This window comes from Bacillus cereus group sp. MYBKT14-1, assembly GCF_051915185.1.
In the GTDB taxonomy this organism is placed as follows: domain Bacteria; phylum Bacillota; class Bacilli; order Bacillales; family Bacillaceae_G; genus Bacillus_A; species Bacillus_A cereus.
Genome location: NZ_JBQAEF010000002.1, coordinates 462,728 through 487,372 on the forward strand (window position 1 = coordinate 462,728; position 24,645 = coordinate 487,372).

The window sequence follows — 24,645 nt, forward strand, 5'->3', positions numbered from 1 at the left end:
ATAATAATGATGGGAGGAATATAAATGAATATACAACGTGCAATAGAGCTTTCTGTGTCAGCGGAACAAGCCAATGTCAGTTTTCAAGGCATGCCTGTTATGATTCAACACGTCGATGAAAGCAATGAAACCGCCCGCATATATGAAGTAAAAAACCCAGAACGCGAATTAACTGTTCCAGTTAATAGCTTAGAGGAAATATAAGAAATGCCACTTCTCTTTTGAAGTGGCATTTTTCTTCTTTCAGATTACTTACTATAAATTTCTTCAACCCTTTATTTTACATGAGCTGAAAAAATAAGAATTTTCTACTTCTTTTCTTTTTGTGACCTGCTAAAATACAAACTATGGATTAATTATTCGTACTATACATTAAGGAGGAAAAATAATGGCATCTACTTTAGAAAAAAACAAGCCTTATTATGCAGTTATATTCACTTCTAATTTATCAAATAATACAACTGACTATAATACCGTTGCCGAAGAAATGGAGAAACTTGCAAAGCAACAACCTGGATTTTTAGGTGTAGAAAGTGCACGAGGTAATTCTGGACTCGGAATAACAATTTCTTATTGGGAATCACTTGATGCGATTGAAAATTGGAAGAAGAACACCTTACATAAAGAAGCGAAAAAAAGAGGTCGTGAGCAATGGTATGAAAACTTCCACCTGCGTATTTGTCTTGTTGAGAAAGAATTTAAGTTTCATAGAGGTACTTTATAACTATGAAGGAAAAATTAGCTCTCGTTATTGTTCATGAAATATATGGTGTGAACGACCATATGCATCACGTTACTCAGCACTTTACTTCATCTCATATAGACGTATTCTGTCCTAATCTTCTACACTTACAACATGCATTTCATTACAGTGATGAAGAAAAAGCATATGAACATTTTGTAAATCATATTGGATTTGATGATGGAAAAAAGCAAATTGAAGAATTCATTTCTCATCTTTCTAGTAGTTATACACATATTGGACTTATCGGCTTTAGTGTTGGAGCTACCATCTCATGGCTATGTAGTAACAATCCGAAAATAGATTTTATTATCGGATGTTACGGTTCTCGTATACGCGACTATGTTCACATAAAGCCTACATGCGCTACATTACTTATATTCCCAGAAAAAGAATCTAGTTTTTCAGTATCCTCTTTCATTTACACATTGCAGCAACAAAAGAATCCTTTATTAGAAATCAAACAACTACACGGTGAACATGGATTTCTAAATCCGTACACTGAAAAATATAACGGGCACTCTACAAAACAAGCATATAATGTAATAGATTCATTTCTTGTAAAAAACACTCTTATAAAGGAGATGTAAATGACACTTACATTACTCTTACTTATTTTCATATTCATTGCCTTTTTCTCAGTGCTAACTATTATTTTCGTAACCGTAAAAAAGGGGGAGTTTTCCAAACGGCCCTACTTACAATCTATTATCGTTTGCATTTTATTTTTTACAAATTGGATTTTATATTTATCAACTTTTTATGCGTTACTTCCCGAAAAGATTAGTGAGTTCCTATTCCTACCCATTTGGTTTTTCCTTTGTATATTAGGTTTTATCACTTTCTGGCGCGAATGGAGAAACAATCGTGTGTTCTCCATATGTATCGGTTTTCTTTCCTTTATTAGTTTTTTATTTGGGCTGTTTTTGTTAGTTCTTTCGGGGATGTAATAGAAGAAGGAAGAAAAGCCAACTTTCAACTTTTCTTCCTTCTATGTTTACCTTTAGTTTTCACTGTCACTGATTCACAAGGTGTATAATATATTTGAGGTGTCGCCTTATCAACAAACATCATAAACGTAACGAAACCGATAATAAAGAAAATAAACAACGTTAACAAAATTGCTCCTATCGTTAAAAGTATCATAACACCACCCCTATATTTTCATGTTATTACACCTTTCGCTATTATATGAGCGTAATCCTTTTTAGAAAAAGAAACGTAACAAAATAATCACAACCACTCCTGTTAATACTGTACCTAATAAACTACGAGTATATATGGCTACAAGAAATGTTGGAATTGCTGCGATCAGGTAATCCCATTGCACCGTCTCATGCATAAATAATACTTGTGCTAAAAGTGCTGCTAATATTGCAATTGGTATGTAATTTAACCATTTTAAACCCCAGTCTGGAATTTGTAGTTTGCTAAATACGAGTAGAGGTAAAATACGTGGCACGAGTGTAACAGCTCCTGCTGCTAGTAAAAGTAATAATACATCTAACCTCATTTCCATTTTTCAATCACCACTCCAATCGTCGCAGCTAGTAAGGTTGCGATAATAACCGCTATACTATCTGGCATAATTAAGTGTGAAACGTATGCAAGTATAATCGCTACAATTGCAACACTTAAATGAATTGCTAGCTTTGGTTTACTACTTATGAGCTGAAGTACAAATAATCCGATAAACATCGCTGGTAATGCATAATCCATCCCGTATGTATGTGGATCTGGTATCCACTCACCAAATAGCCCGCCAATGATAGTAGCAAGAATCCAGTTTAAATAAGCCGTTACATTTAGCCCAATCATCCATCTTTCGCCTAAATATCCTTTTTGCGCTGCATGCTGCACTGCAACGCCGAAAGTTTCATCTGTAATTTGAGAACCGATAATGACGTTTTTTAATAGAGGTAGTTTCGTAAAGTGCGGTGCGAGGGCAGCACTCATTAATAAATGGCGTAAATTAACAAAAAATACAGTAAAAATAATTGCGGAAGCAGGAGCACCGGCTGCATACATACCAGCTAATATAAATTGGGCAGAACCTGCATAAATTAAAGTGGACATAAATGCAATTTCAATGATAGAAAAACCTGCTGTTTTTGCAATTACACCAGCTGCTATACCGATGCTCAAATAACCAAATACAGTTGGTAAACAATCTTTTACTCCTTGCTGAAATGTATCATCGCTCTGCAAAGCTACATGTGCCTGAGCTTTACTCATCTCTATCATCCTCCATTCCTTCTAAAGTTCGTTTTCCTGTTACGACATGAACTAAATCTATATTTTCACGCCATAACGTATCTAACTTATCAGCTCCAAATTCCTTTGTGATTTCTTCAACCATAATATCGTGCCGCACATACTCTGTAGCAACGAGAACTAGCGCTGGGTCATACGTTGTAACGGCCCATGAAGTGCTATCATTTGAGAAGTTCGCAATTAATACTTCCTCTCCATCACGAGCAATAACAGTTAAATGACCACCCATTCTCTTTTCAACAACGTGGGGCGTCATATAATTATGGTGAAATGTCGCTCCTATTTTTGTTTCTGGAGCTCCAAATAAGATTGAGAATATATTCACGCCTTCCTCTTCCTTTTGATGAATGTATGGCTCAATTTCATGCACTTGATCTTCCCATACAGAAATCCATAACTCTTCCTTTGCCCTATTAATTATATTGCATATCTCTTTTAAAACACGATCATTTGAGCGAATATGCGAAATTACATCAATCTGTCTTTCTTGTTCTAAATGATTTAATTTCTGGTCTAAAAACTCAAAGGACTTTTCAAAGTCTTTTCGCATTCGATTCATTAATTCCGTAGCTGGTACTGGTACATATTTCACTGGTTCAGAAGGTACAATGTGCACCGCTCCTTTATCCATTAACTTACCGAGTACCTCGTAAATCATAGAACGAGGTACTCCTGTTTGTTTACTCACTTCATAGCCTGTTACTGGGGAATGTTTTAACAATCCAATATACGCTTTACATTCATACTGGGAAAATCCTAACTTTTGTAACTCCTTTATAATTTCATCCATCGGTAACCCCTCACAATCTAAATCGCCCTTACTTCAAAACGACGATTTTGCTTCCCTTTACTTTTTACTTTATCAATAACAAGTGTTCCTATTTCACTCGTATTTTTCACATGTGTGCCTCCACAAGCTTGTTCGTCTAAATTTTCAATTGTAACAATGCGGATTTCTTGGATGGTAGTTGGCAGGATATTTATTGCTGTTTTAATCATTCCTACAGCATTTTCTGCTTCTTCGCGGCTCATATAACGAGTGGAAATTTCTTTATTTTGCTTAATAAGTTTATTCACTTCCTCAACAATTTCTTCTACTTCCACGCTCGATAACTCTTGTAACTCATTAAAATCGATACGTGCTTTATCAGGATAAATTTGATTTCCGGTGCATAGAGCTCCATACTTTTCATAAACAACAGCTCCGATAAGATGCAGTAAAGAGTGATGACGCATTAAATTATGACGTCTTTCCCAATTTATCTCTAATTTAACTGGACCTAATTTTACTTGAGCTTCATCTTTTATATAGTGAACTATTTCTCCTTGCTCCTTCTTTACTTTTTCAACTTCAAATACAGACCCATCTTGTACAATGACACCCGTATCACATTCTTGCCCTCCACCAGTTGGATAAAAAACTGTTTCCTTTACAAATACTTTATTCCCTTCTACTTTTATCACTTCTGTTTCGCAACTCGTTTTGTATGCATCTTCTAAATATAATGCCGTTGTCATACTCTCACCTCTTTAGTAGTTATAGTTATACCTACTAATATAAAAAAGAAGCTCCTTAAAGTCAAATGATAATTCTGAAATTTACAATTAATAAAAGACTCCTTTATTAGGAGTCCACTATCTCAATATTTCATTCGCTTCTTTTTCATAAATTTTATCAAATGAAGTCATAACGCGCTGTGATGCTTGAATCATCTTTTGATCTGTCATAAGATCTGCCATCTCTTTCGTCATATCTACATTTGAATTTTCTAGCATATGATTTTTTACTATTCCTGTTCCGTTCGGTAAATTAGCAATGTTTCCTTCTGCTAGTGTAAAGCTTTTGTTTTCACGTTGCACGAGACGTGCATTCGTTTCTGCATCTACTGTTTTTGTTTGCAAACGAGCAATATTATTTTGTGTTACTTCATCATATAATGTACCATCTGCTTGTACAGCAACCTTTGCTCCTTCTGGAATACGAATACGCTCATTATTCTCTCCCATTACGAAAGCACCTGAAGATGTTTGTAAATATCGATCACTATTTAATGTGAAACTACCATCTCTCGTTAAAAACGTTTCATCATTTTTAGAAGTAACAAAAAATGATGTTGTACCGGCCGCGCCGTCATCTAAAAAGAAATCTGTAGCGCTATTTGTCATTTGTATATTTCCTTGTACTAAATTCACATGCGTTGCAGCTGGTACTACAGCGTAATCGACCGAACCGATATTTGTTACCGCCCCATCTCCGCGGCGATATGTGTCTTGTACATCAAATACTTTAGACGTCATATTTTCTGCTTTAAATCCTGTCGTTTGAGCATTTGCAACGTTATTCGAATGAACATTAATGCGCTGCATGTAATTCATCATGCCCATAGAACCTATATAAAGACCGTTCATATTCGTTTGAATAAGGCAAGCGCCTTATTCTTCACCTCTTTTCTACGATGTTTGTAACATTTGTTTTGCTAAATGTTCAGCTGTAGCGATATGTATATTTTTCTTTATGTCTTGGCCATCTGTCATTAATACAATAGGAGCTGATGATACTGCTGGAATTTTCAACAATTCGCCACTACTTGCTGTTTCATCAAATTTCGTAAACACAATACCATCTATATGAATATCTTTAAAGTTTGTAATAATTTCAATCATATCTTTACTTTTCATTGAAGCTGATAACGTTAAACAAATATAATCTGGTTCTACTTGTCCCATCGTTTCAATCATTTCTTCCACTGTTTCTGACGTACGATAATTTTTCCCTGCTGTATCAATTAAAATATAATCGACGCGTGCTTCTTCTTTAAAATACGTAAGCGCTCTTGTCATTGCAGCTTCATCACGTACAGCAATTACTTCCGATCCAATTGTCTTTACGTTATCTTGCAATTGCTGCACTGTCCCTATGCGCGAATGATCTGTCGTTATAAAACCAACTGTTTTGTTCTTACCGTGAAATTGCCATGCCATTTTCGCCAGTGTCGTCGTTTTACCAACGCCAGTTGGACCGATTAATGCAATTGTTTGTACTTCTTTTTCAAAGACGTTTTCCGTATTGAAATGAGATTTCATATCTTCCAATATGTACCTGATAACTTCTTCTTCCGTAATCATCGTTGCATTTTCAAACTTTATTTTTAACTTTTCAGCATATGCATGAATGAAATATTGTTCCACATCGTTTTGTTCTAGCATCCGAATTACTTTTTGAATAATAAACGGTACAGATTCTTGGTTTTCTTTCTTTGTAACCACTTCTTCTTTCTTTAGTGGAACGACTTGTTTCACAACTTTTTTCTTTTTCGTTACTTCCGTTTCTTTCGTCTGTTTCACCACAACAATTCCTTTTTCAAACAGCTTTAATAGTTTCTCTTTTTTTCTTGCCCATTCTTCACTATTTCCTGTTTGCATCGCCGCGTATGACATAGGAGTCGTTACATTTTCTAAATTGTGCAGTACTGATTGAATTCCATTCGCCTTCACAATTTGTTCTGAAGGATCATTCACAACATCCATTAACTGTTCATGAAATTGAGCTGTACCTTCATTCACTTCTTCCTGTTTTTCTTCTGGAAAAGCAACTAACATTTCATAATCCTTTTTCCAAAAAAACGGTATATTTCGTTTTACACTTTCATCGACAACGTAATAATAATCTGTACCATATTGGTCAAATAACTTTCGATACAATTCATTTTTCGAAGCTGCTTTTATTCGCATTAACGCTTCTTTCTTTTCTGTACTTTCCATTACTTCACCCCCTACTATTCAATATAGGCAATTTGATCCACAACAATTTCTGGTGCTAATTCGCTAATACAAAGTACTTGTGCTTCCACTTGATAACGTTCTAGCAGTCTTACAATCGCAAATCTAAAATCTTTTCTACGTGTTAATAACACTGGTTCTCTTCCCATTAAACGTGCTTGTTTAAAGACGCGCTGCACTTGCTCAACGACACGTGTTTCTAAATCTAAATCCCAGTTTAATAAGTAACCTTGATATGAATTATTCACAACATCCGCATCTAACTCGATTGAATCAGAGAAGAGCGCTGCATATATTTTTCCGTCTGGATTTTTCGCATTTTCACAAATAACTTTTGAAATACATTCACGAACAAATGATGTCACACCGTCAACGTGGTTTTGATAAATTTCTTTGCCGTCAATAATACCTTCAATAATTGTTGGTAAATCACGAATAGAAATACCTTCTTTTAGAAGTTGTTTAATAACATTTTGAACGAGTGATAAATCAATTTCTTTCTTCTTAATCTCTTCTAATAGAACGCCATTATCATTTTCAAGCGAATTAATTAAATCTTTTACATGTTGGCGCTGAATTAATTCGTGAAGATTACGTCTAACGACAACATCTAAATGTGTAATTAATATGCTAAGTGGCTCTAACACTTGATAGCCTTTCATTTGTGCATCTTGCACCATATGCTCTAAAATCCAATATCCATCTTCACCGAAAATTGGATCTTTCGCTGGCTCTGCATCTAAATCAGCCATTACGTTTGGCGTTTTCAATGCTAATAAATAACCTGATTTTAAAACACCCTCAGCCGCCTTCGCACCTTTAATACGAATAATGTAACGTCCGCGTGGTCTAAAACTCGTATTATCTTTAAAGTTAATTCCAGGAACATTAATACCGAGGTCAGTAATAATCGACTTCCTCATAAGAACAACTTTATCACGAGCTGTTTCCCCGTTAATTTTCTGCTTTACAAGTGCTGCTAAATCTAAACCGAGTTCTACTATAATTGGATATTTATCCGTAAATACTCCAAATGAATCTTCCACTTGTTGCAGTTGCTCATCTTCGCCTTGAATCATTTCTATTTCTTTTTGAAGCTCGTCTTCTTTTTCTTTCTTTATTCGATTTTTATTACGAATGCCCAAGAAGATAATCGTTCCGCCAACGAGTGCGAATGGTAGAAACGGTAGCGGAGTAAAAATACCCATTGCGATAAACAAACCACCGAGCGCATATACAACAACTTCATGTGCTAATAACTCTTTAAAGATTCCTTCCGTTACCGTATCCGGTGAACCATCAAATACACGCGTTACGATAATACCTGTTGAAATCGCAAGCATTAACGAACCGATTTGGTTTACGATTCCGTCACCGACAGTTAACTGTGTATAATGAAGAGCCGCATCTGCAAAGCTCATTCCTTGCTGCATCATTCCGACAATTAAACCGAAAATAATGTTTACGAATAAAATGACAATCCCGAAAATAACGTCCCCTTTAATGAACTTCCCGGCACCATCCATCGCTCCGTAAAACTCTGTTTCCATATTTAATTTTTTTCGTTTTGCTTGTGCATCTTTTTCTGAAATAATACGCTGGTTTAAATCAGCATCGATAGACATTTGTTTCCCTGGTAAAGAATCAAGTGTAAAACGAGCTGCTACTTCAGCTGTACGCGATGCACCGTTTGCAACGATAAACTGGAATATGATTAATACTGTAAAAATAACGATACCAATTAATAAGTTTCCGCCAATTACGAACTGGCCGAACTCTTCAATAACATGACCGGCATTTCCGTCTGTCAAAATCGCTCGCGTCGTCGAAACGTTAATCGATACGCGGAAAATCCCGATTAATAACAACATCGTCGGAAATGACTTTAATTCATCCCACTCGTTAATACTTGTCGCTCGCATATAAATAAGTACTGACATACTTAGTAGAAAAACGATAATGATATCAAGTATAAATGGTGGAAGTGGAATTAAGAGCGCCACTACGAATGACGCTGCTAAAAAGATAGAAAAATAGGTTCTTGCAGAATCTATCTTAAACAAAGAGATCTCCTCCAAACGCGCTATTATACTTCAAGTTCATTCGTCTGAATTAAATAGCGCATAACTTCAATTACAGCTACATATAAATCTTCTGGAATCGCCATATCTTCCTCGACTTGATAATATAAAGAACGAGCAAGCGGACGGTTTTCCACCATTGGTATTTCTTGTTCACGGGCAAGCGTTCGTATATATAACGCGAGCTCATCTTCCCCTTTTGCAACGACAATTGGTGCTGCATCAACGTGTTTATTGTAACGAAGTACGACCGAAATATGAGTCGGGTTGTTTACAATAAACGTTGCGCCATCCATCTTCTTCGCAATTGTTCCTTGCAAGATTGCATGCATAAAGTTTTTTCGTTTCCCTTTTACTTGCGGGTCCCCTTCATTATCTTTATGCTCTTGTTTCACTTCTTCTTTTTTCATCTTAATATCTTGTTCGTACTCCCATTTTTGATAAATAAAATCAATAATAGAAAGAACGATTAAAATAATTAAAATTGCTAAGAAAATAAATTTAATTTCCCTAATAATTTCAGTAAGTGATGCAGTCCAGTTAAATCCAATCATACTGACAATTTTCTCTAAATTCTTTTTAAAGAGAACGTAAGCGACGTAACCGATTAATCCCATATAAAATAGTGATTTCAAAATATCTACTAAACTTTTACGACTAAACAGTCTCGTAAAATAGTTTTTCGGATTAATACGTGACGCTTTCGGTTTAATGACTTTAGAAGAAAATAGGAAGCCGACTTGAATCATATAATTGAATAAATGAAAAGCGTATACGAGTATTAATATCGGAGCCGATACTTTCAGTAATAAAATCCCCATTAAATAAAAATACTCGGTTGAATCTGTATTTTTTCCAATTTGATCAAACAGCACCGCTACGGAATTTGCAATCTCATACCCTAGCCAATCTCCGAAGAAATAAACGACAACTGCTAATACGAGAATGGAAAATAAATTATTTAAATCTTTACTCCGGGCAATATTCCCTTCTTCACGCGATTTTTTACGCTTCTGCGGGGTGGCCTTTTCTGTTTTATTATCCTTTGCCATGCGCGTCCCCCTACTTCGTTAAGAAAAAGTTAAATAGTTTCGTATATTCTTCAAGTAATACATCCGTCATATTTTTAAACACATAACCGAGCATCGGTACACTCATCGCAATAAATAAAATACCACATGTAATTTTAATTACATATGCATTCATAAAAACGTTTAATTGCGGAGCGTTTTTTGCAATTAAAATTAGAACAAAGTTAATGATGAATAAACTTCCCATCAGCGGCAGAGCAATTTCAACCGCTGATGTGATCGCAAATAATAGCGTTGCGAGTAGACTATCTAAGAAACTAGTCGTCAACAATTTTGAAATCGCCTCTGTATATTGAAACGACTTTAAAATCGTGGCAACGAAATAATTAATGCCGCCAAGTGAAATAAAAATAATGAGAAAAAATATATCAAAAATTGTTGATAGTAAAGTAGACTGTGAGCCCGCATTTACATCAAACAAACTTGCTTGTGATAAACCGATATCAAAGTCTAAAATATGCCCAGCCATTTTCGGAATGTTCCACAGCATTTCTACAATTTTTGAAAGTGATAATCCAATTACAATTTGCGTTCCTGCATAAGCTGCAACGTCCCAAACTGTCTTGATGTGAGAGACATCCACTTGATCGGCCACTGTAATTGAAAGGGCAAGTCCAAATGTAACCTTTGCCATCGCCGGAATTGATCGACCTGAGAAAAACGGTAAAAAATATAAAAATGAAGTAATGCGACAAAACGCAAAAAACGTCGCCGCCCATAATTCCATATTCATTTCAGTTCACCTATCTTAGTACGAACGCAATAGCGATGGGATTTTATCAAATAAATCTAAAATAAGCATCGTTAACTCTTGGAACATCCACGGACCTAAAATGATAATAACGAGCACAATACTCGCCATTTTCGGTAAAAACGTCAGCGTTTGCTCTTGAATTTGCATCATTGCCATAATAACCGCGATAATAATAACGACAATCAGACTTACAACGGCAATCGGCATTAAAATCATAACCCCTTTATAAAAAAAGGTTTGGAAAATATCTATAATTGGTGACGTATTCATTTATATGACTCCTATCACATAGCATCAAGCGCTTCAGGCGACCGTCTTAAACATAATATCGACGATTTTTGTATATCCACCTAAATATACGAAAACGAGTATTTTAAACGGTAAACTTAAAATCATCGGCGGTACCATCATCATCCCGAGGTACATTAAAAGTGTACTAATAATCAAATCTATAAATACAAACGCTAAATAAATGAACATCCCTGTTAGTAAACCTTTTTGAATTTGCGTTAACGTAAAGGATGGTACGAGTGTAAATAAGGAAAGATCTTTCAAATCTTTCGGCAACTCTTCTCCGCGTACTTTCAGCATCATTTTCAAATCATGCTTATACGTATGCTTTGACATATATTCTTTCATAATAGGAGCTGTCGTTTCCGCAGCTTGACTTACTGTTATTTTCTCTTTCGTCATCGGATCCCACACATCGCTCTTCAGTTGCCCGAGTACAGGCTGCATCGTAAAGAGTGATAAAAATAATGCAAGTCCAACAAGCACTTGGTTTGGTGGTAAATTCATTACCCCAAGTCCTTGACGTGTAATCCCAAGAACGATCATAAAATAAGTAAAATGTGTAAATAATAGAACGATAGAAGAAGATAATGATAAAAGGGTAACGAGCGCAAATAGTTGTACACTTGAATTACTCGTAAACTCTTTTCCATTTTCGAAATTAATAAAACCGTTCGGGGCCGCATACGCTGGATTTACAAAAATAATTGAAAAAACGATAGAAAATACGAAAATAACGGCTAATAATGATAACTGTTTCTTTATTCTCATGATGGATCCTCTACTTTTTTCGTTTCAGTCTTCACCGCGTCTTCTAGTGCTTGTTGAAACTGTTTTCCTGTTCCGGTTAATTGCACAGACTGTACACCGTTATTACTAATAACAGTGAACACTTGCTTTCCGTCCACTTCAAATAAAAAGGCACTCGTTTGATGATTTAAATACACGCCGTCTTTTACTTGAATATGGCCATTTTCACCCTGCTTAAAAAACTGCTGTTTGCGCGTCTTTTTCGTCATATAATATGCACCGTAACCGAGCGCACCAAACAGTAAAACGACTTGAAATAAGGTCGTCATATACGACATATGACTCCTCCTCTACTCTTTATCTTGCATTTGACTTTGCGCTTTCATAAGCGCCGCTTGTTTCTTATCAGCTTCAATTTCAGAAATGATAATACCGAATTTCTCGTCCATTACAATTGCTTCACCGATGCCGACTTTCATATTACTTAAATACACATCTACTTTATGTCCTAAGTTTTTCTCTACTTCAAGAACATCGCCAACTTTTAACTGCTTTACATCACCGAGCGTAATAGATGACTTTCCAAGCTTTACACCAAGTTCAATCGAAATATCTGAAACAGTATCAATATGTGCTTTACCTGCTTCATTTCGCTTTCCTGCAAAATCTTCTAATCCCATTAATGACACAGGAGATACTTCATGCTTCATATAGATCCTCCTACTCTACAAAACTTTTAAATAGGAGCGCCTTACGCGTTCCATCTTTTCCAATAAAACAATTAAATTTATGCTTTCCATCTACATAACCAAGTAATTCATCCGAAACTTTCGTATGAAGCGGAATAATATCGCCTTCTTCAATTTGTTCAATCTCACTCATTGTCATTTTCTGCTCACCAATCGCAACGTGAACAGGTTTGTACACTTGATTTACTTTCACTTCCACTTCAGACGTATACTTCCTACGTTTATCCGAAGAATGTTCGACAATATTTTCAGACGTTAACTTATCCATAATTTCTTCAACAGATAAGAACGGAATCCCGATACGTACCGTCGTATTCCAAAAATCTGTTTTCATATTTACATTAAGTAATGAAATGATATCGCTCGCTGTCGTAATCTTTAATGCATTCGGATCTGTTTCCGTCGTTACAAATTTCGGTTCAATCGCAACAACACTTTCAAATGATTGCTCTAAATTTTTACAAAGAAGCAAGAATATATTATCAAGCGTTAAAAACTCAAACGCTGTTAACGGTCTGCGCATCGTAAAGTTACGCTTACTATCTCCGCCAAGCCAACATTCATGAATATAAATAACGAATGCTAAATCAATCTCAATAACAATTTCTCCAAGCTCTGGTAAACCGAGATCAATGACGCAATATAAATAATAATCTTTTGGCATTTTCTCCACATACTCACTCGTAAATGGAACTTGCTCAACTGTTGAGGGCTCTAGTTCAATTGGAATACGCATACGCGCTGATAACGTCTGTGACGTCTGTTTTCCAAACGTAGAAGCAATCGCTTGCAAACTACGTAAATGCTCAACACCGAACTTCTCTGGTCTATTAAAATCATACTCTTGAAATTTCTCTTGCTTTCCTGCTTCTTGTGCGAAAGCTGGCATTTCCTCGCCTTCATTTACCGCCTTCAGCAGGGCATCAATTTGCTCTTGGCTTAATTTTTCGCCACTCATGACAATCCCCTTCCCTACCTTTTCAATTCAACGATTTCAACGTACATTTTTCCATTCTTCGTCAAAATCTTTCCGGTTCCAATCTCTTCATTCTCAAGCATAAGACGCACCGTATTTTTCGTTGAATTTTCAAGACGATACAATGTACCTTTCGTAATATGAAGCAGATCTTCAATTTTCTTTTTCGTATTTCCGATTTCAAAATAAATTGTTAACGGAATATCATCTTGTAATTTCAAATCTAGCCAACTCCCATATCATGTTCACGAAAATTTCATGTTCTCTCTATATATGAAACTCCCTATTTTGAAACGTCGATATTTAATATTTTTTTAATATATCCTTGCGTTTCTTTAAATGGCGGTACGCCTCCGTACTTTCTCACATTCCCAGGACCAGCATTATAAGAAGCAAGCGCCAATACTAAGTCGCCGTTATTTTTCTTTAAATAACCGCTTAACTCTTTCACGCCACCTTCAATACTTTCAGCTGGTGAAAAGGGATTCTTCACACCCATCTCCTTTACATTCGCTGGCATAAGTTGCATAAGTCCCATCGCACCAGCATGTGACACCGTTTTCGGATTAAAATTAGACTCTACTTCAATCATTTTTTGAATTAACGTTTTTGGAATTCCATATGTACGACTTACACGATCAATAATATCCTCATACTTCCCTTCATTGGAAGAACGTATTTTTTGAATATTATACTTCTTCGTTAATCCCCACGTATCAGCAGCCTCATTTTTCGTTTCTGGGAAACGTCGTTCAAACTCTTTTTGCGCAACTTGCACTTCATCTGCTTTCTTCGTTTCACCCTTTTCTTCGGGCTTACTCGCTTCATCTACTTTATTAATAGTTTCTACCGGCTTATTAACAACCGCTTCTATTTTCGTAGATTGTACCGGCTGACTCATATCTTCTACTTTTGCCGGCTGCGTAGTTTCTTTCGTCTCCTTCGCAGGCTCACTCTGCAACTTCTCTTGAAAACGACTACTAACAAATGCTTGTGGACTACTTAGCTTTTGCTGAATTTGTCCTTTCTTATATGCAAGCACTTCTTTTACTATATTTCCAACTATCATAATATCACCTTTTCGGTAAACAAAGATAATCTAATATTAGAGTTTTTTTTTAAAGTTTGCAATAATCCTTTTGATAATATTGTAATAAAAAAATGAACAAATAGGAAATTATCATTTTTTTATATTCATTAATTACAATTATTCGTTGACACGATATATACCAAGGATTACAATTAATCTCGAAATTGATTTTTTTGCATATTTACGTTTAACAATTAACAGAAAAATCAATATAAAAAAATGGGGGTTTCTTAACATGAGAATTAATACAAACATTAACAGTATGCGTACGCAAGAGTACATGCGACAAAACCAAGACAAAATGAATACTGCGATGAATCGTTTATCTAGCGGTAAATCTATTAACAGTGCAGCTGACGATGCGGCTGGTTTAGCTATCGCTACTCGTATGCGTGCAAAAGAAGGCGGATTAAACGTCGGAGCTCGTAACACGCAAGACGCTATGTCTGCTTTACGTACTGGTGACGCTGCTTTAGGCTCAATTTCTAACATCTTACTTCGTATGCGTGATCTTGCTACACAAGCTGCTAGTGGTACGAATAACGTTAAAGACTCGGCTTCTTTAAACAAAGAGTACCAACAATTAGCAAAGGAAATTGACCATATTGCTGAAAAAACTAACTTTAACGGTAATTCATTCTTAAACCAAGCTGGTGGTGGTACAGATATTAAGATTCAACTTTCTGACGCTGCAAACGATACACTTGATATTACAGCTATTAATGCAAAGGCAGATACATTACTTGGAGCGGCTGTTGGAACTTTAACTGGTGCTGATACAGCAGCTGCTGTAACTGCAGCAACGACTGAAATGGGTAAAATTGATACTGCTATTCAAGCTGTCGCTGACGCCCGAGCAACTTTCGGTTCTCAATTAAACCGCTTAGACCATAACTTAAACAACGTAACTAGCCAAGCTACTAACATGGCTTCTGCTGCTTCTCAAATCGAAGACGCTGACATGGCAAAAGAAATGTCTGAAATGACTAAGTTCAAAATCTTGAACGAAGCTGGTATCAGCATGCTTTCTCAAGCTAACCAAACACCACAAATGGTTTCTAAATTATTACAATAAGCCATTTGATTATATAAATCTCTTTGTAATCAAAGAGATTTATATATAACTAAAAATTCAAGATAAAAAATGGAGGTTCTTTATATGAGAATTAATACAAACATTAACAGTATGCGTACGCAAGAGTACATGCGACAAAACCAAGACAAAATGAATACTGCGATGAATCGTTTATCTAGCGGTAAATCTATTAACAGTGCGGCTGACGATGCGGCTGGATTAGCTATCGCTACTCGTATGCGTGCGAAAGAAGGCGGATTAAACGTCGGAGCTCGTAACACGCAAGACGCTATGTCTGCTCTACGTACTGGTGACGCTGCTTTAGGCTCAATTTCTAACATCTTACTTCGTATGCGTGATCTTGCTACACAAGCTGCTAGTGGTACGAATAATCTTAAGGACTCAGCTTCTCTAAACAAAGAGTACAAACAATTAGCTGAAGAAATTGACCATATTGCTGAAAAAACTAACTTTAACGGTAATTCATTCTTAAACCAAGCTGGTGGTGGTACGAATATTAAGATTCAACTTTCTGACGCTGCAAATGATACACTTGATATTACAGCTATTAATGCAAAAGCAGCTACATTACTTGGAGCGGCCGTTGGAACTTTAACAGACGCTGCTGATCCAGCAGCTGCTATCACTGCAGCAACAGCAGAAATGGAAAAAATCGACACAGCTATCCAAGCTGTCGCTGATGCTCGAGCAACTTTCGGTTCTCAATTAAATCGCTTAGACCATAACTTAAACAACGTAACTAGCCAAGCTACTAACATGGCTTCTGCTGCTTCTCAAATTGAAGACGCTGACATGGCGAAAGAAATGTCTGAAATGACTAAGTTCAAAATCTTGAACGAAGCTGGTATCAGCATGCTTTCTCAAGCAAACCAAACTCCACAAATGGTTTCTAAATTATTACAATAAGCCATTTGAGTTAGTTTCCTGAATAAACCTCTCTGCTTGCAGAGAGGTTTATTTATTCTATATAGATAGATTAATTATAAAACTTTCTTTTTTATGTGGAAGAGAGTATCCGCGATGCTTAGAAGCGGTCAGTGCTTATCTTAATCCCCTCTTATGTTAAAATACAAACAGTAAATAAGCATAAGCCCCTCTATCCTTCCATAACTGTTTATTAGATTAAAAGATACCGATTCTATTAATCTATAAGGAGTGTCTATTATGCGTATTAGTACGAATGTTTTAAGTATGAATGCTAGGCAGTCGTTGTATGAGAATGAGACACGTATGAATGTGGCAATGGAGCATTTGGCGACCGGTAAGAAGTTGAATCATGCTTCTGATAATCCTGCTAATATTACAATTGTGACTCGTATGCATGCGAGAGCAAGTGGTATGCGCGTGACGATTCGTAATAATGAGGATGCAATATCGATGCTTCGCACGGCAGAAGCTGCTCTTCAAACTGTGATAAATATTTTGCAGCGTATGCGTGATTTAGCTGTTCAATCTGCGAACGGTACAAATTCAAATGCAAATCGTGATTTGCTGAATAAAGAGTTGCGCTTAGTATGGTTTCACAAGCAAATTAAATTCCGCAAATGGTTTCTAAACTACTACAATCGTAAAAATTCATCTTCCTTCTTTGGAACGATTCCATACAAAATAAAAGGGAAATACATATAAACTATGTATCTCCCTTTTATTTTGTACCCAAATTTTATTACTGTGTTACGGTCATAACTTGTCCGCTACGATCAACCATAATTTTCATTTTACCGTCCTGTGCATTATATAGCCCTAGTTTATGTAATTCCATTTTACAATCTTGTACGAAAGTTGGTAATTTACGTATTTGATCAATATCAGAACTTGTAATGAAATGAATTAAAAGCTGCGTCATACCTTTAATATCTTGTACAAGATCTTCTTTCTCTCGTTTTAGCCTTTCATTTTCTAGTTGTAACGACTGCAATTCATCTTCTAAGCTACGTGTATTCTTTGCTTCTCTAGAACGCCCTGCCGCCATACTAGAAAGCTTATAAATACCTTCCATAAACTGATGTAGTTCGTCTTCTTTCCTTTCACTACATTGATTAATTGTTTCAAAGTTATCAACGATACCAGATATAACTGTTACAAGATTTTTTTCATCCTCTTTATGCTGGATTTCTTCTTTTAATTCGTACTCGTTTTCTTGTTTTCTTGCAACGATTGTCTCTTTTACTGGTATATATTTTCGCTTTCGTCCCGGTTTTTGTTTTTCAATATTTTCAAACGGTATTTCACGTTTTTTCAATTTATAATACGTATTTTGCAATTGACTTTCCGTTTTAGGAAAAAGATTTAGTTCATTTTTACTTACGTATTTTGAAATATTTAAAATGTTTAAACCGTGACGCTGACAAAATTGATACACTTCATACAGTAGCTCTAGTTCAGACTTCAGCCATGTAATTGTTGATTTTTCATATGCTCGCATCCCGCCATTTTTTTCTATATCTATTTGGAATAATACCATTCTATTATGTAAATCAACTAATTCTTCATACTTTACTTGGAATTCTTTTTCTATTTTTTTAAATTCCACCTCTAGTTGCATATCGTTCATTTTATTATTTGACATGTTTTGTAAAAGACCTAATACATTAATTGCTGTGTGGTGATACATAATCTGTGCCACTCCCCCTCATCCTTTCACAATTCTCATCTGACTCCCATGTCTTTCAAGAAAATAGCAATTTTTACATATCCATATTATAACAGTTCGAAATTATCTGTCAAATAATAAACATACAAAAATGTATAGAAAGTATAAAAATTTGGAAAATATTTTTTAATTAATATGTAAAATTGCATATTAATTACATTTAATTATATTATATGGTATTTTACATGTTTTTTCACCGAAAAAATTTGCGTTACCACGAAAATATTACTAAAATAATCCAAAAAATACGTTCTCTTATATTTTCAAATCAAAAATCTTCAAATGAAGATTATACTTACATTCAGCGACAAACACCTCAGAAACCTTTTATTTTTCTGCCAGCTTAAAGTATAGAATACTAAAAAGGAACTAGCCAATGCTACACATGGCTAATTCCTTCCTCTCTCTAACAGAATAGAGTTATAAACCCAGTCTTCAAATCCTCAATCGAAGTCTCACTTCTTCTTACCTAAAACTACTTCATACCTCTGAACTCACATCGCATGAGACTCTATTAAGCACTGAAAACTTCCTTACATAAGTAGTTCCTCTATTCCTACTAAATAGAAAAATGTTATACACCAGCTCTTCTACTTACCTATAACCACTCCATATCTCTGGTCTCAACATCGCATAGGGCTCTATTAAGCGTTGATCGCTCAACACTTGGCTAGAGCTTCTATTCCGGCTAAATAGAAACTTTTAAAGTACTAACTTATCAACTAAACCAATTAGCTCTTGAATATCTGGCTTACTTACTTGAGCATTTGCTCCTACAGCTTCACCTTTATGGAATAATTCATTTGTAATTAATGAAGAGAAAATAATGACTGGTAAACGATTCATTACTTCACTATCCTTAACCACTTTCGTTAAATGATGTCCATCCATTTTTGGCATTTCAATATCCGTAATTAGTAAGTGAATATGTTCAAACATTTTTTCGCCTTGCTCTTTCGCTAATTTTTCAATTTGCGCTAACGCTTCTGCACCATTGCTGAAGAAGTTCATTTTCGTATATCCAGCTGATGATAATGTTTCTTCTAATATTTGACGAAGCATCGCTGAATCTTCTGCAATATAAATTACTTTTTCAGCTCGATCTGTTTTTTGTTCTAACCCTGCAATTGATTTATTGTCATAACCAGTGCCGCTAATTTCACATACAATTTTTTCATAATCCAATAATAAGATGATTTTGCCATCTAGTTTTACAATACCAGATGTCGTTTCTTCTAGTCCCATAGATAATGAAGCTGGTTCATCAATTTGTTCCCACGAAATACGTTGAATACGATGCACTTCATCAACGCGGAAAATAACTTTCATTTGGTTTAATTCTGAGATGATAAATTTCGTTTGATCAAGTGGCTTTGTTGACTTTAAATTAAGAGCCATTGCCAAGTTAATAACAGGTAAAATTTCACCACGTACTTGAACAACACCTTCAACTGCATGATGAGATTCTGGCACAGTTGTAACAGGGAATGGATTAATGATTTCACGTACTTTCATTACATTAATACTAAATAAGTTTTCACCAACAGTGTACGTAACAATCTCTAATTCATTTGTTCCGCTTTCTAATAAAATACTTTGTGCTTGTGACATAAAGGTGTCGCTCCCCTTCCATTAATTCCGTATATCTAATTATTAAGCTTTATAAAAGAGAAAAAGTCAACTACCTATATAAAAAACATAGATAGTCGAACGATTCATTTTATTAAAAAACAATTAATCTTGTATAAACGAAGCAAGTGCCTCTAATAACACTTCTTGTGCTCCTACAATTTCCGTCGGCATTGCTTCCCATTTTTTCGAAAGCTCCGTCTCTACTCTTATTCTCAGCTCTGAATTCATTTCTGCTAGCACATATTCTTTCGTTGCTATATCAACATCAAGTAGCGCGAGTGCATATAGTTCCGGGTCATTTATTTTTTCGAATAATCGTTTTAATACTACTGGTGCTATATGTTTTAATTTTTCAATATGAATTTCCTTATCCGAAAATAGTAACTCATATTGAATAAACGTAACATTTTCTTTAATCACTTTAAAATAACAATTATTTTTTTTATCATTCACAAAATAACCATTTGGATCTGCGATAATACTTTCTACTTTACGAATTAAATCTGGCAAACTATTCGCTGCCATTACAGTCCGCTGCTCAACCTCACTCGGCGAAATGAATGTAACGCGATACTTATTTTGCGCCATCCTCCTCACCTCTCCTTTTATAAAAATCTATCATCACAAACATATGAAATGAAACTAGCATACTCTCATTTCATTGCCCTATTGTCACAACTCACAGGCTATAAAAAAGTACTGGCTTGCTATAAAGAGATTATTGTTCAACCATTCCAGTAGATTTCTATAGTTCTCTTCTTACAGCTCCGAGCCACCTAAGCCTAAAAACATTTTTAAGCGCCTTTAAGCAACTCGATATTGTTGAACCAAAACGCAATTTGCTGATCTGTAATGCCTGATAATGTAACAAAAAACTCACGGCACTTCATCTCGTCCTTAAACAGTTGATACTTCCATGCGCCATCACTGCCAACACTGACGAAATAAAACTCATGAATACGACCAATAATCGCTTTCTTTTCAGCAAATGAATACGGGGGCACTTGCTTAATTTCAAATTGATCTGGTAAATATACATGCTCTTCTCGTTCCATTTTTAGCACTTGCTCAGCAAGTTCACGTTTATTCTCGAAAAATGGCAATTGTAAAATTCGTTCTTGTCTTGTCATACGAATAAAAACCCTTTCTACTACATTACGATCTTTCTTTATAATATATTATCGAATTAAGTTTACAACTTCATTTAATACTTCATCTGACACTTTAATTACTTTCGCATTTCCTTGGAATCCACGTTGATATAACATTAAATCAACGAATTCTACAGATAAATCTACGTTTGAACTTTCTTTTGCTGAACCCCTTACATTACCTGCACCATTCTCACCAGCAACACCTATCCCTGGAATCCCTGCTGATGGTGTGGCAATGTAATTGCCATTCCCAGTTTTCATTAATCCACCTGAATTAGGGAATGTAGCTACAGCTAGTTGTCCTACAACCTTCATACTACCATCCGAATATCTCATCATAACGAAACCACCGTCAGAAATTGAATAGTCATTTGCAATTGCAGCTGGACGCCCCGTTACTTCTGTTGTAGAAATAGTTTTCCCTGTCGGATAATTTGTTAAACCACTTAAGTCCAGTGTCAGTCCCTTACCAAAAGGAATTTTAACCGTTCCACCTTTAGTAATTTCACCAGTTACTGGATTTTTTTGTACAGCTTCATCTGTCTCCTTTAGATTTCCTAATGTATCAAATTTAAGATTTTTTTCGCCCGTCATGCCTTCAACCGGCTTAAACTCTTTTTCGTTTTTAGAATCATTTCTTACAGAAACTGTATACGTATATTCACCTGGCACAGGCTTTTCAACTTCTTTACCATCTACAGTCTCTTTTGTAGTCTTTTGTTTAATATTTACACGTAACGTTAACGAGTTCCCTTCCTCATCAAAAACTGTGAATTCGTGAGATAATGCATTTTGATTTCTAGGAAGGTTTCCACCTATTGTTGCTTTATCTGTTTGAATCCCACCAACAGCTGATCCCATTGGAATATGAATTGGACTTGGTCGTGAAGAAAAATCTATTTCTTGAGTTCCTGTTTTCACACCATACCCTAGCACATACTGACCACTTGTATTTGTAACATAGTTATCTTTCGATACACCGAAAGACCCTTTTCTCGTATACTCTACATTTCCGCTATTACGATCGCCAACTAAAAATAAACCATTTCCCTCTATGGCTGTCTCCATTTTATCACTAGTTAAAGTAATAGAACCATCACTAAAATCTGTAGATGTCCCACTAAACTTTACACCGTTACCAATACTCTTTGGATTCGTACCAGCATAAGCACCATCCCCACGTGAACCAACCGTATTATTATATAGCAGATCATCAAAAATAGCTTTTTGCTTTTTATATCCAACTGTTTGTGCATTTGCAATATTATTTGAAGTAACACTTAATGCATTTTGTGCTGCATTCATCCCTGTAATACTTGTATATAACGCTTTAATCATAACCTATATACACTCCTTTTATTAATTTTGCTTAACCTCTTCATTTTTTTCTATATCATCTTTCTTCTCATCTTCTGGATTTGCTTCTGCTATCGGTTTATCTGAAACCCTTTCTACAAAACGAAGTGAGACAACTTGATTATCAACAATAAGTTGTACATCGTTATTTTCGGCAAGTCGAACTGTTTCCACTTGACCAGTCACTTGCTCTCCCTTATTGTTTATACCTCTAACATACTTTCCTAAAAATTTCATCCCTCCATCAAGAGCTGTCGTATACATCGTTGATTGTAGTTTATCTACTGCTTTCGTCATATTTTGTACTTGCTCCATAAGCGATAGTTGAGCCGTTTGATTCATCATTTGGTTCATATCCATCGCATTAAACGGGTCTTGATGTTGAAAGCTTGCTAAAAAAAGTTTCAGGAAATCATCTTTATCCATAATACCGGGTGTTTTTTGATTACTTGCTGATAATCCGTTTGTTTGTTGCACTGGCGATTGTACACCATTAACAGATGCGTTTTTTGCTTGCGCTCCTGCTTGTAACGGAATATGATTTGTACTCGTTGTATTTAACCCAACTGTTGGCACGCTTTATTCCTCCAATAATCCCGCAAATTCTGTTGATTGTTGTTTTTCATGATTTGTATTTGCTAATTTCTGTTTTTGCCTTTGCTCTTGTTCTCGCTGTTCTTTACGATTTTCATCTTTATCTGAATAGCTAATTTGAATATTGATTTCTTTTTCTTTTAACTTTAATCTCAATTCATCAAAAATGATTTCAACACGTTTTTTCGCATCGTGTTTTTCCATTTCTACGTGAACGTCAATTTGATCTCCGTGTTTTTTCATAAACACTGTTAATGTACCAAGTTTTTCTGGATTTAACTGGAATAAAACACGTTCTTGTTTCACTACAAATTTTTGCAGCGCTTCTACTTGCGCTTCCATTTTCTTTCCTAAGTCAGGTAATGAAACTTTCTCAGCACCACTATTTGATTTCCCTACTTGTTCGGTACTCGTCGTTTTATTTAATAATTCTGCACCTGCAGAGCTCGAATCATTTAATGCATCAACTTCTGGCAACTCTACCTTTGCATCATCGCTCTCAAGTTTCGGAAGATCTACCTCTTTAGACTCTTCTTGTTCCTTTGCAATATTACAAGTTTCTGTTTCTACAACCTTCAATGCTTGCATCGTTTGCTCTGGCATCTTCATTTTGTCTAATACCATTTGCATTGTATCTTCTAAACATATAGCATTTTTGATATTCATATTTGAAAGAAGTTCTTGTAATTGTTGTAATTCAGCTGCAGGTAATTCATTAAGTTTAATATTGCCATATTCTTTATATAGCTCTTGTATTTTTTGTATGTATTGATATAACAATTCCGGCTGCACATGTAATTGCTCAATTGCAACCATTTGCTCAGATACAGCTAATAACAACTGTTCTGTCTCTTTTTTTTCTTCTTTCTTTACAATTGGTTCTTCTTTCGTTACCGATGGTTTAGAAAGGTTATATTCTTTTTTCTCTTCTTTTGGTGCTTCTTCTCGTTTCGTTTTCTCCGTTTTCGGCTGCTTTTTATTTTCGATTCTCATCGTACGATCGAATGAAGAATCTTCATTTTTCGATTGTACTTCTAGCCCTTTTTCTTTTTGCGGAGGTAAACTTTGTTGCACCGGTAATACAGACTGTATCACTACATTCACCTCATCCATTCATACACATTTTCAAATCCAGAAGCATTTTTTCTTCCAGCTTTTCTTGTGCTTTCGCAAGCTTTCTGCAATCTTCTTGATACATCTCATCAATGACACGTTCTTTTTCTTTTACTTGCTCTAAAAGGCTTTCATTTTTTTGAATAAAACCTTCTGTTTTTTTAATTTTTCGATTCCATTCTTCTATTCTTTCAGGTGAAAACGTATGTGAAGAAAGCATGCCAGCCATAATACGTTGCCCAGTTTGTACGACTTTACTACGCGATTTCACAACATATAAATCATATTCTTTTTTTTGTTCTATTTTTCTTTTTTCAGCTGTTAATTCATACACTTCTTTTAAAATATGCTCTTTTTCTTGATTTATTTGCAATTTTATTGTGTCGTACTGCTGTTTATCCACCTGTTTTCATAGCCCCTTCCTATTATAACGTTCTCTTTTTCTATTATATAGTTTTTTTCCAAAAAA

31 protein-coding genes and 1 pseudogene are annotated in these 24,645 nt (G+C 35.4%); 7 read left to right on the top strand and 25 right to left on the bottom strand.

Features of this window, described 5'->3' with window-relative positions; translation table 11 throughout:
• Window positions 1-24: 24 nt before the first annotated feature.
• The 4 genes from ACTFO4_RS08875 to ACTFO4_RS08890 all read left to right on the top strand — a co-directional run bounded on the left by ACTFO4_RS08875 (window position 25) and on the right by ACTFO4_RS08890 (window position 1,692).
• Window positions 25-204: an H-type small acid-soluble spore protein gene (locus ACTFO4_RS08875; protein WP_001025733.1), complete on the top strand. Its 180-nt coding sequence runs from the start codon at window positions 25-27 to the stop codon at window positions 202-204.
• A gap of 184 nt (window positions 205-388) precedes the next feature.
• Window positions 389-724 carry an antibiotic biosynthesis monooxygenase family protein gene (locus ACTFO4_RS08880; protein ID WP_000168855.1) on the top strand — a complete coding sequence of 112 codons (336 nt, stop codon included), beginning with the start codon at window positions 389-391 and terminating at the stop codon, window positions 722-724.
• A gap of 2 nt (window positions 725-726) precedes the next feature.
• Window positions 727-1,332, top strand: coding sequence for a dienelactone hydrolase family protein (locus ACTFO4_RS08885; protein WP_440013429.1), 606 nt, complete (start codon window positions 727-729; stop codon window positions 1,330-1,332).
• Window positions 1,333-1,692, top strand: a complete 360-nt coding sequence (locus ACTFO4_RS08890; protein ID WP_002164581.1) for a hypothetical protein — start codon at window positions 1,333-1,335, stop codon at window positions 1,690-1,692.
• Window positions 1,693-1,717: 25 nt separating this feature from the next.
• Here the strand turns inward: ACTFO4_RS08890 and ACTFO4_RS08895 are convergent, their stop codons facing one another.
• From ACTFO4_RS08895 to ACTFO4_RS08975, 17 genes are all read right to left on the bottom strand, one after another.
• Window positions 1,718-1,888 (bottom strand): DUF3951 domain-containing protein, encoded by a 171-nt coding sequence (locus ACTFO4_RS08895; RefSeq protein ID WP_000602244.1) that lies wholly within the window; start codon window positions 1,886-1,888, stop codon window positions 1,718-1,720.
• A gap of 61 nt (window positions 1,889-1,949) precedes the next feature.
• On the bottom strand, window positions 1,950-2,261 hold the full coding sequence (locus tag ACTFO4_RS08900) for an AzlD domain-containing protein (protein ID WP_000425946.1): 312 nt from the start codon (window positions 2,259-2,261) through the stop codon (window positions 1,950-1,952).
• A complete protein-coding gene (locus tag ACTFO4_RS08905) occupies window positions 2,252-2,977 on the bottom strand; it encodes an AzlC family ABC transporter permease (RefSeq protein WP_063246150.1) in 726 nt (241 codons plus the stop codon). The genes ACTFO4_RS08900 and ACTFO4_RS08905 overlap by 10 nt, the downstream gene beginning before the upstream one ends.
• The gene (locus tag ACTFO4_RS08910; protein ID WP_075677448.1) at window positions 2,970-3,806 is read right to left on the bottom strand and encodes a TrmB family transcriptional regulator; all 837 of its coding nucleotides are present in this window, start codon (window positions 3,804-3,806) and stop codon (window positions 2,970-2,972) included. Before ACTFO4_RS08910 ends, ACTFO4_RS08905 begins: the two co-directional genes overlap by 8 nt.
• A gap of 17 nt (window positions 3,807-3,823) precedes the next feature.
• On the bottom strand, window positions 3,824-4,534 hold the full coding sequence (locus ACTFO4_RS08915) for an alanyl-tRNA editing protein (RefSeq protein WP_440013427.1): 711 nt from the start codon (window positions 4,532-4,534) through the stop codon (window positions 3,824-3,826).
• Window positions 4,535-4,651: 117 nt separating this feature from the next.
• Window positions 4,652-5,425 (bottom strand): flagellar basal-body rod protein FlgG, encoded by a 774-nt coding sequence (locus ACTFO4_RS08920; RefSeq protein WP_001013934.1) that lies wholly within the window; start codon window positions 5,423-5,425, stop codon window positions 4,652-4,654.
• Between the two features lie 42 nt (window positions 5,426-5,467).
• Window positions 5,468-6,778, bottom strand: coding sequence for a flagellar biosynthesis protein FlhF (gene flhF / locus ACTFO4_RS08925; RefSeq protein WP_000446167.1), 1,311 nt, complete (start codon window positions 6,776-6,778; stop codon window positions 5,468-5,470).
• Between the two features lie 14 nt (window positions 6,779-6,792).
• Window positions 6,793-8,859, bottom strand: a complete 2,067-nt coding sequence (gene flhA / locus ACTFO4_RS08930) for a flagellar biosynthesis protein FlhA (RefSeq protein WP_000472534.1) — start codon at window positions 8,857-8,859, stop codon at window positions 6,793-6,795.
• Between the two features lie 23 nt (window positions 8,860-8,882).
• Window positions 8,883-9,929: a flagellar type III secretion system protein FlhB gene (flhB, locus tag ACTFO4_RS08935; protein WP_001040112.1), complete on the bottom strand. Its 1,047-nt coding sequence runs from the start codon at window positions 9,927-9,929 to the stop codon at window positions 8,883-8,885.
• 10 nt (window positions 9,930-9,939) lie between these two features.
• Window positions 9,940-10,701: a flagellar biosynthetic protein FliR gene (locus tag ACTFO4_RS08940; RefSeq protein ID WP_001055697.1), complete on the bottom strand. Its 762-nt coding sequence runs from the start codon at window positions 10,699-10,701 to the stop codon at window positions 9,940-9,942.
• Between the two features lie 15 nt (window positions 10,702-10,716).
• Window positions 10,717-10,992: a flagellar biosynthetic protein FliQ gene (locus tag ACTFO4_RS08945; RefSeq protein WP_001098080.1), complete on the bottom strand. Its 276-nt coding sequence runs from the start codon at window positions 10,990-10,992 to the stop codon at window positions 10,717-10,719.
• Between the two features lie 33 nt (window positions 10,993-11,025).
• Window positions 11,026-11,784, bottom strand: a complete 759-nt coding sequence (locus tag ACTFO4_RS08950) for a flagellar type III secretion system pore protein FliP (RefSeq protein ID WP_001220582.1) — start codon at window positions 11,782-11,784, stop codon at window positions 11,026-11,028.
• Complete coding sequence (locus ACTFO4_RS08955) at window positions 11,781-12,101, bottom strand: hypothetical protein (RefSeq protein ID WP_000121174.1); 321 nt, start codon at window positions 12,099-12,101, stop codon at window positions 11,781-11,783. The genes ACTFO4_RS08950 and ACTFO4_RS08955 overlap by 4 nt, the downstream gene beginning before the upstream one ends.
• A 12-nt stretch (window positions 12,102-12,113) precedes the next feature.
• Entirely contained in the window at window positions 12,114-12,473 is a 360-nt protein-coding gene (gene fliN, locus ACTFO4_RS08960) for a flagellar motor switch protein FliN (protein WP_000680010.1), read from the bottom strand.
• Window positions 12,474-12,483: 10 nt separating this feature from the next.
• Window positions 12,484-13,470: a flagellar motor switch protein FliM gene (gene fliM, locus ACTFO4_RS08965; RefSeq protein WP_000012361.1), complete on the bottom strand. Its 987-nt coding sequence runs from the start codon at window positions 13,468-13,470 to the stop codon at window positions 12,484-12,486.
• Window positions 13,471-13,484: 14 nt separating this feature from the next.
• Window positions 13,485-13,709, bottom strand: a complete 225-nt coding sequence (locus tag ACTFO4_RS08970; RefSeq protein ID WP_000775712.1) for a flagellar motor switch protein FliN — start codon at window positions 13,707-13,709, stop codon at window positions 13,485-13,487.
• A gap of 62 nt (window positions 13,710-13,771) precedes the next feature.
• Window positions 13,772-14,557 carry a lytic transglycosylase domain-containing protein gene (locus tag ACTFO4_RS08975; protein ID WP_000635231.1) on the bottom strand — a complete coding sequence of 262 codons (786 nt, stop codon included), beginning with the start codon at window positions 14,555-14,557 and terminating at the stop codon, window positions 13,772-13,774.
• A gap of 256 nt (window positions 14,558-14,813) precedes the next feature.
• Here ACTFO4_RS08975 and ACTFO4_RS08980 point away from each other — a divergent pair, with 256 nt between their 5' ends.
• The 3 genes and pseudogenes from ACTFO4_RS08980 to ACTFO4_RS08990 all read left to right on the top strand — a co-directional run.
• The gene (locus ACTFO4_RS08980) at window positions 14,814-15,653 is read left to right on the top strand and encodes a flagellin N-terminal helical domain-containing protein (RefSeq protein WP_043939927.1); all 840 of its coding nucleotides are present in this window, start codon (window positions 14,814-14,816) and stop codon (window positions 15,651-15,653) included.
• 84 nt (window positions 15,654-15,737) lie between these two features.
• Window positions 15,738-16,580 (top strand): flagellin N-terminal helical domain-containing protein, encoded by an 843-nt coding sequence (locus ACTFO4_RS08985; RefSeq protein ID WP_045353001.1) that lies wholly within the window; start codon window positions 15,738-15,740, stop codon window positions 16,578-16,580.
• 258 nt (window positions 16,581-16,838) lie between these two features.
• Window positions 16,839-17,183, top strand: a pseudogene (locus tag ACTFO4_RS08990) (flagellin); the annotation flags it as partial.
• A 157-nt stretch (window positions 17,184-17,340) separates the two neighbouring features.
• On the opposite strand, the gene ACTFO4_RS08995 reads toward ACTFO4_RS08990, so the two are convergent.
• From ACTFO4_RS08995 to ACTFO4_RS09030, 8 genes are all read right to left on the bottom strand, one after another.
• Complete coding sequence (locus tag ACTFO4_RS08995) at window positions 17,341-18,288, bottom strand: DNA-binding domain-containing protein (RefSeq protein WP_000274687.1); 948 nt, start codon at window positions 18,286-18,288, stop codon at window positions 17,341-17,343.
• A 741-nt stretch (window positions 18,289-19,029) separates the two neighbouring features.
• Window positions 19,030-19,938: a chemotaxis protein gene (locus ACTFO4_RS09000; protein WP_000075943.1), complete on the bottom strand. Its 909-nt coding sequence runs from the start codon at window positions 19,936-19,938 to the stop codon at window positions 19,030-19,032.
• Window positions 19,939-20,061: 123 nt separating this feature from the next.
• A complete protein-coding gene (locus ACTFO4_RS09005; protein WP_000068301.1) occupies window positions 20,062-20,547 on the bottom strand; it encodes a hypothetical protein in 486 nt (161 codons plus the stop codon).
• A gap of 206 nt (window positions 20,548-20,753) precedes the next feature.
• On the bottom strand, window positions 20,754-21,089 hold the full coding sequence (locus ACTFO4_RS09010; RefSeq protein WP_000198176.1) for a DUF3964 family protein: 336 nt from the start codon (window positions 21,087-21,089) through the stop codon (window positions 20,754-20,756).
• A 48-nt stretch (window positions 21,090-21,137) separates the two neighbouring features.
• Window positions 21,138-22,451 (bottom strand): flagellar hook protein FlgE, encoded by a 1,314-nt coding sequence (gene flgE / locus ACTFO4_RS09015; RefSeq protein WP_000588310.1) that lies wholly within the window; start codon window positions 22,449-22,451, stop codon window positions 21,138-21,140.
• A gap of 21 nt (window positions 22,452-22,472) precedes the next feature.
• Window positions 22,473-23,045: a flagellar hook assembly protein FlgD gene (locus ACTFO4_RS09020; protein WP_001143457.1), complete on the bottom strand. Its 573-nt coding sequence runs from the start codon at window positions 23,043-23,045 to the stop codon at window positions 22,473-22,475.
• Window positions 23,046-23,048: 3 nt separating this feature from the next.
• On the bottom strand, window positions 23,049-24,158 hold the full coding sequence (locus ACTFO4_RS09025) for a flagellar hook-length control protein FliK (protein WP_000616450.1): 1,110 nt from the start codon (window positions 24,156-24,158) through the stop codon (window positions 23,049-23,051).
• 10 nt (window positions 24,159-24,168) lie between these two features.
• Complete coding sequence (locus ACTFO4_RS09030; RefSeq protein ID WP_000360859.1) at window positions 24,169-24,579, bottom strand: hypothetical protein; 411 nt, start codon at window positions 24,577-24,579, stop codon at window positions 24,169-24,171.
• Window positions 24,580-24,645: the final 66 nt, after the last annotated feature.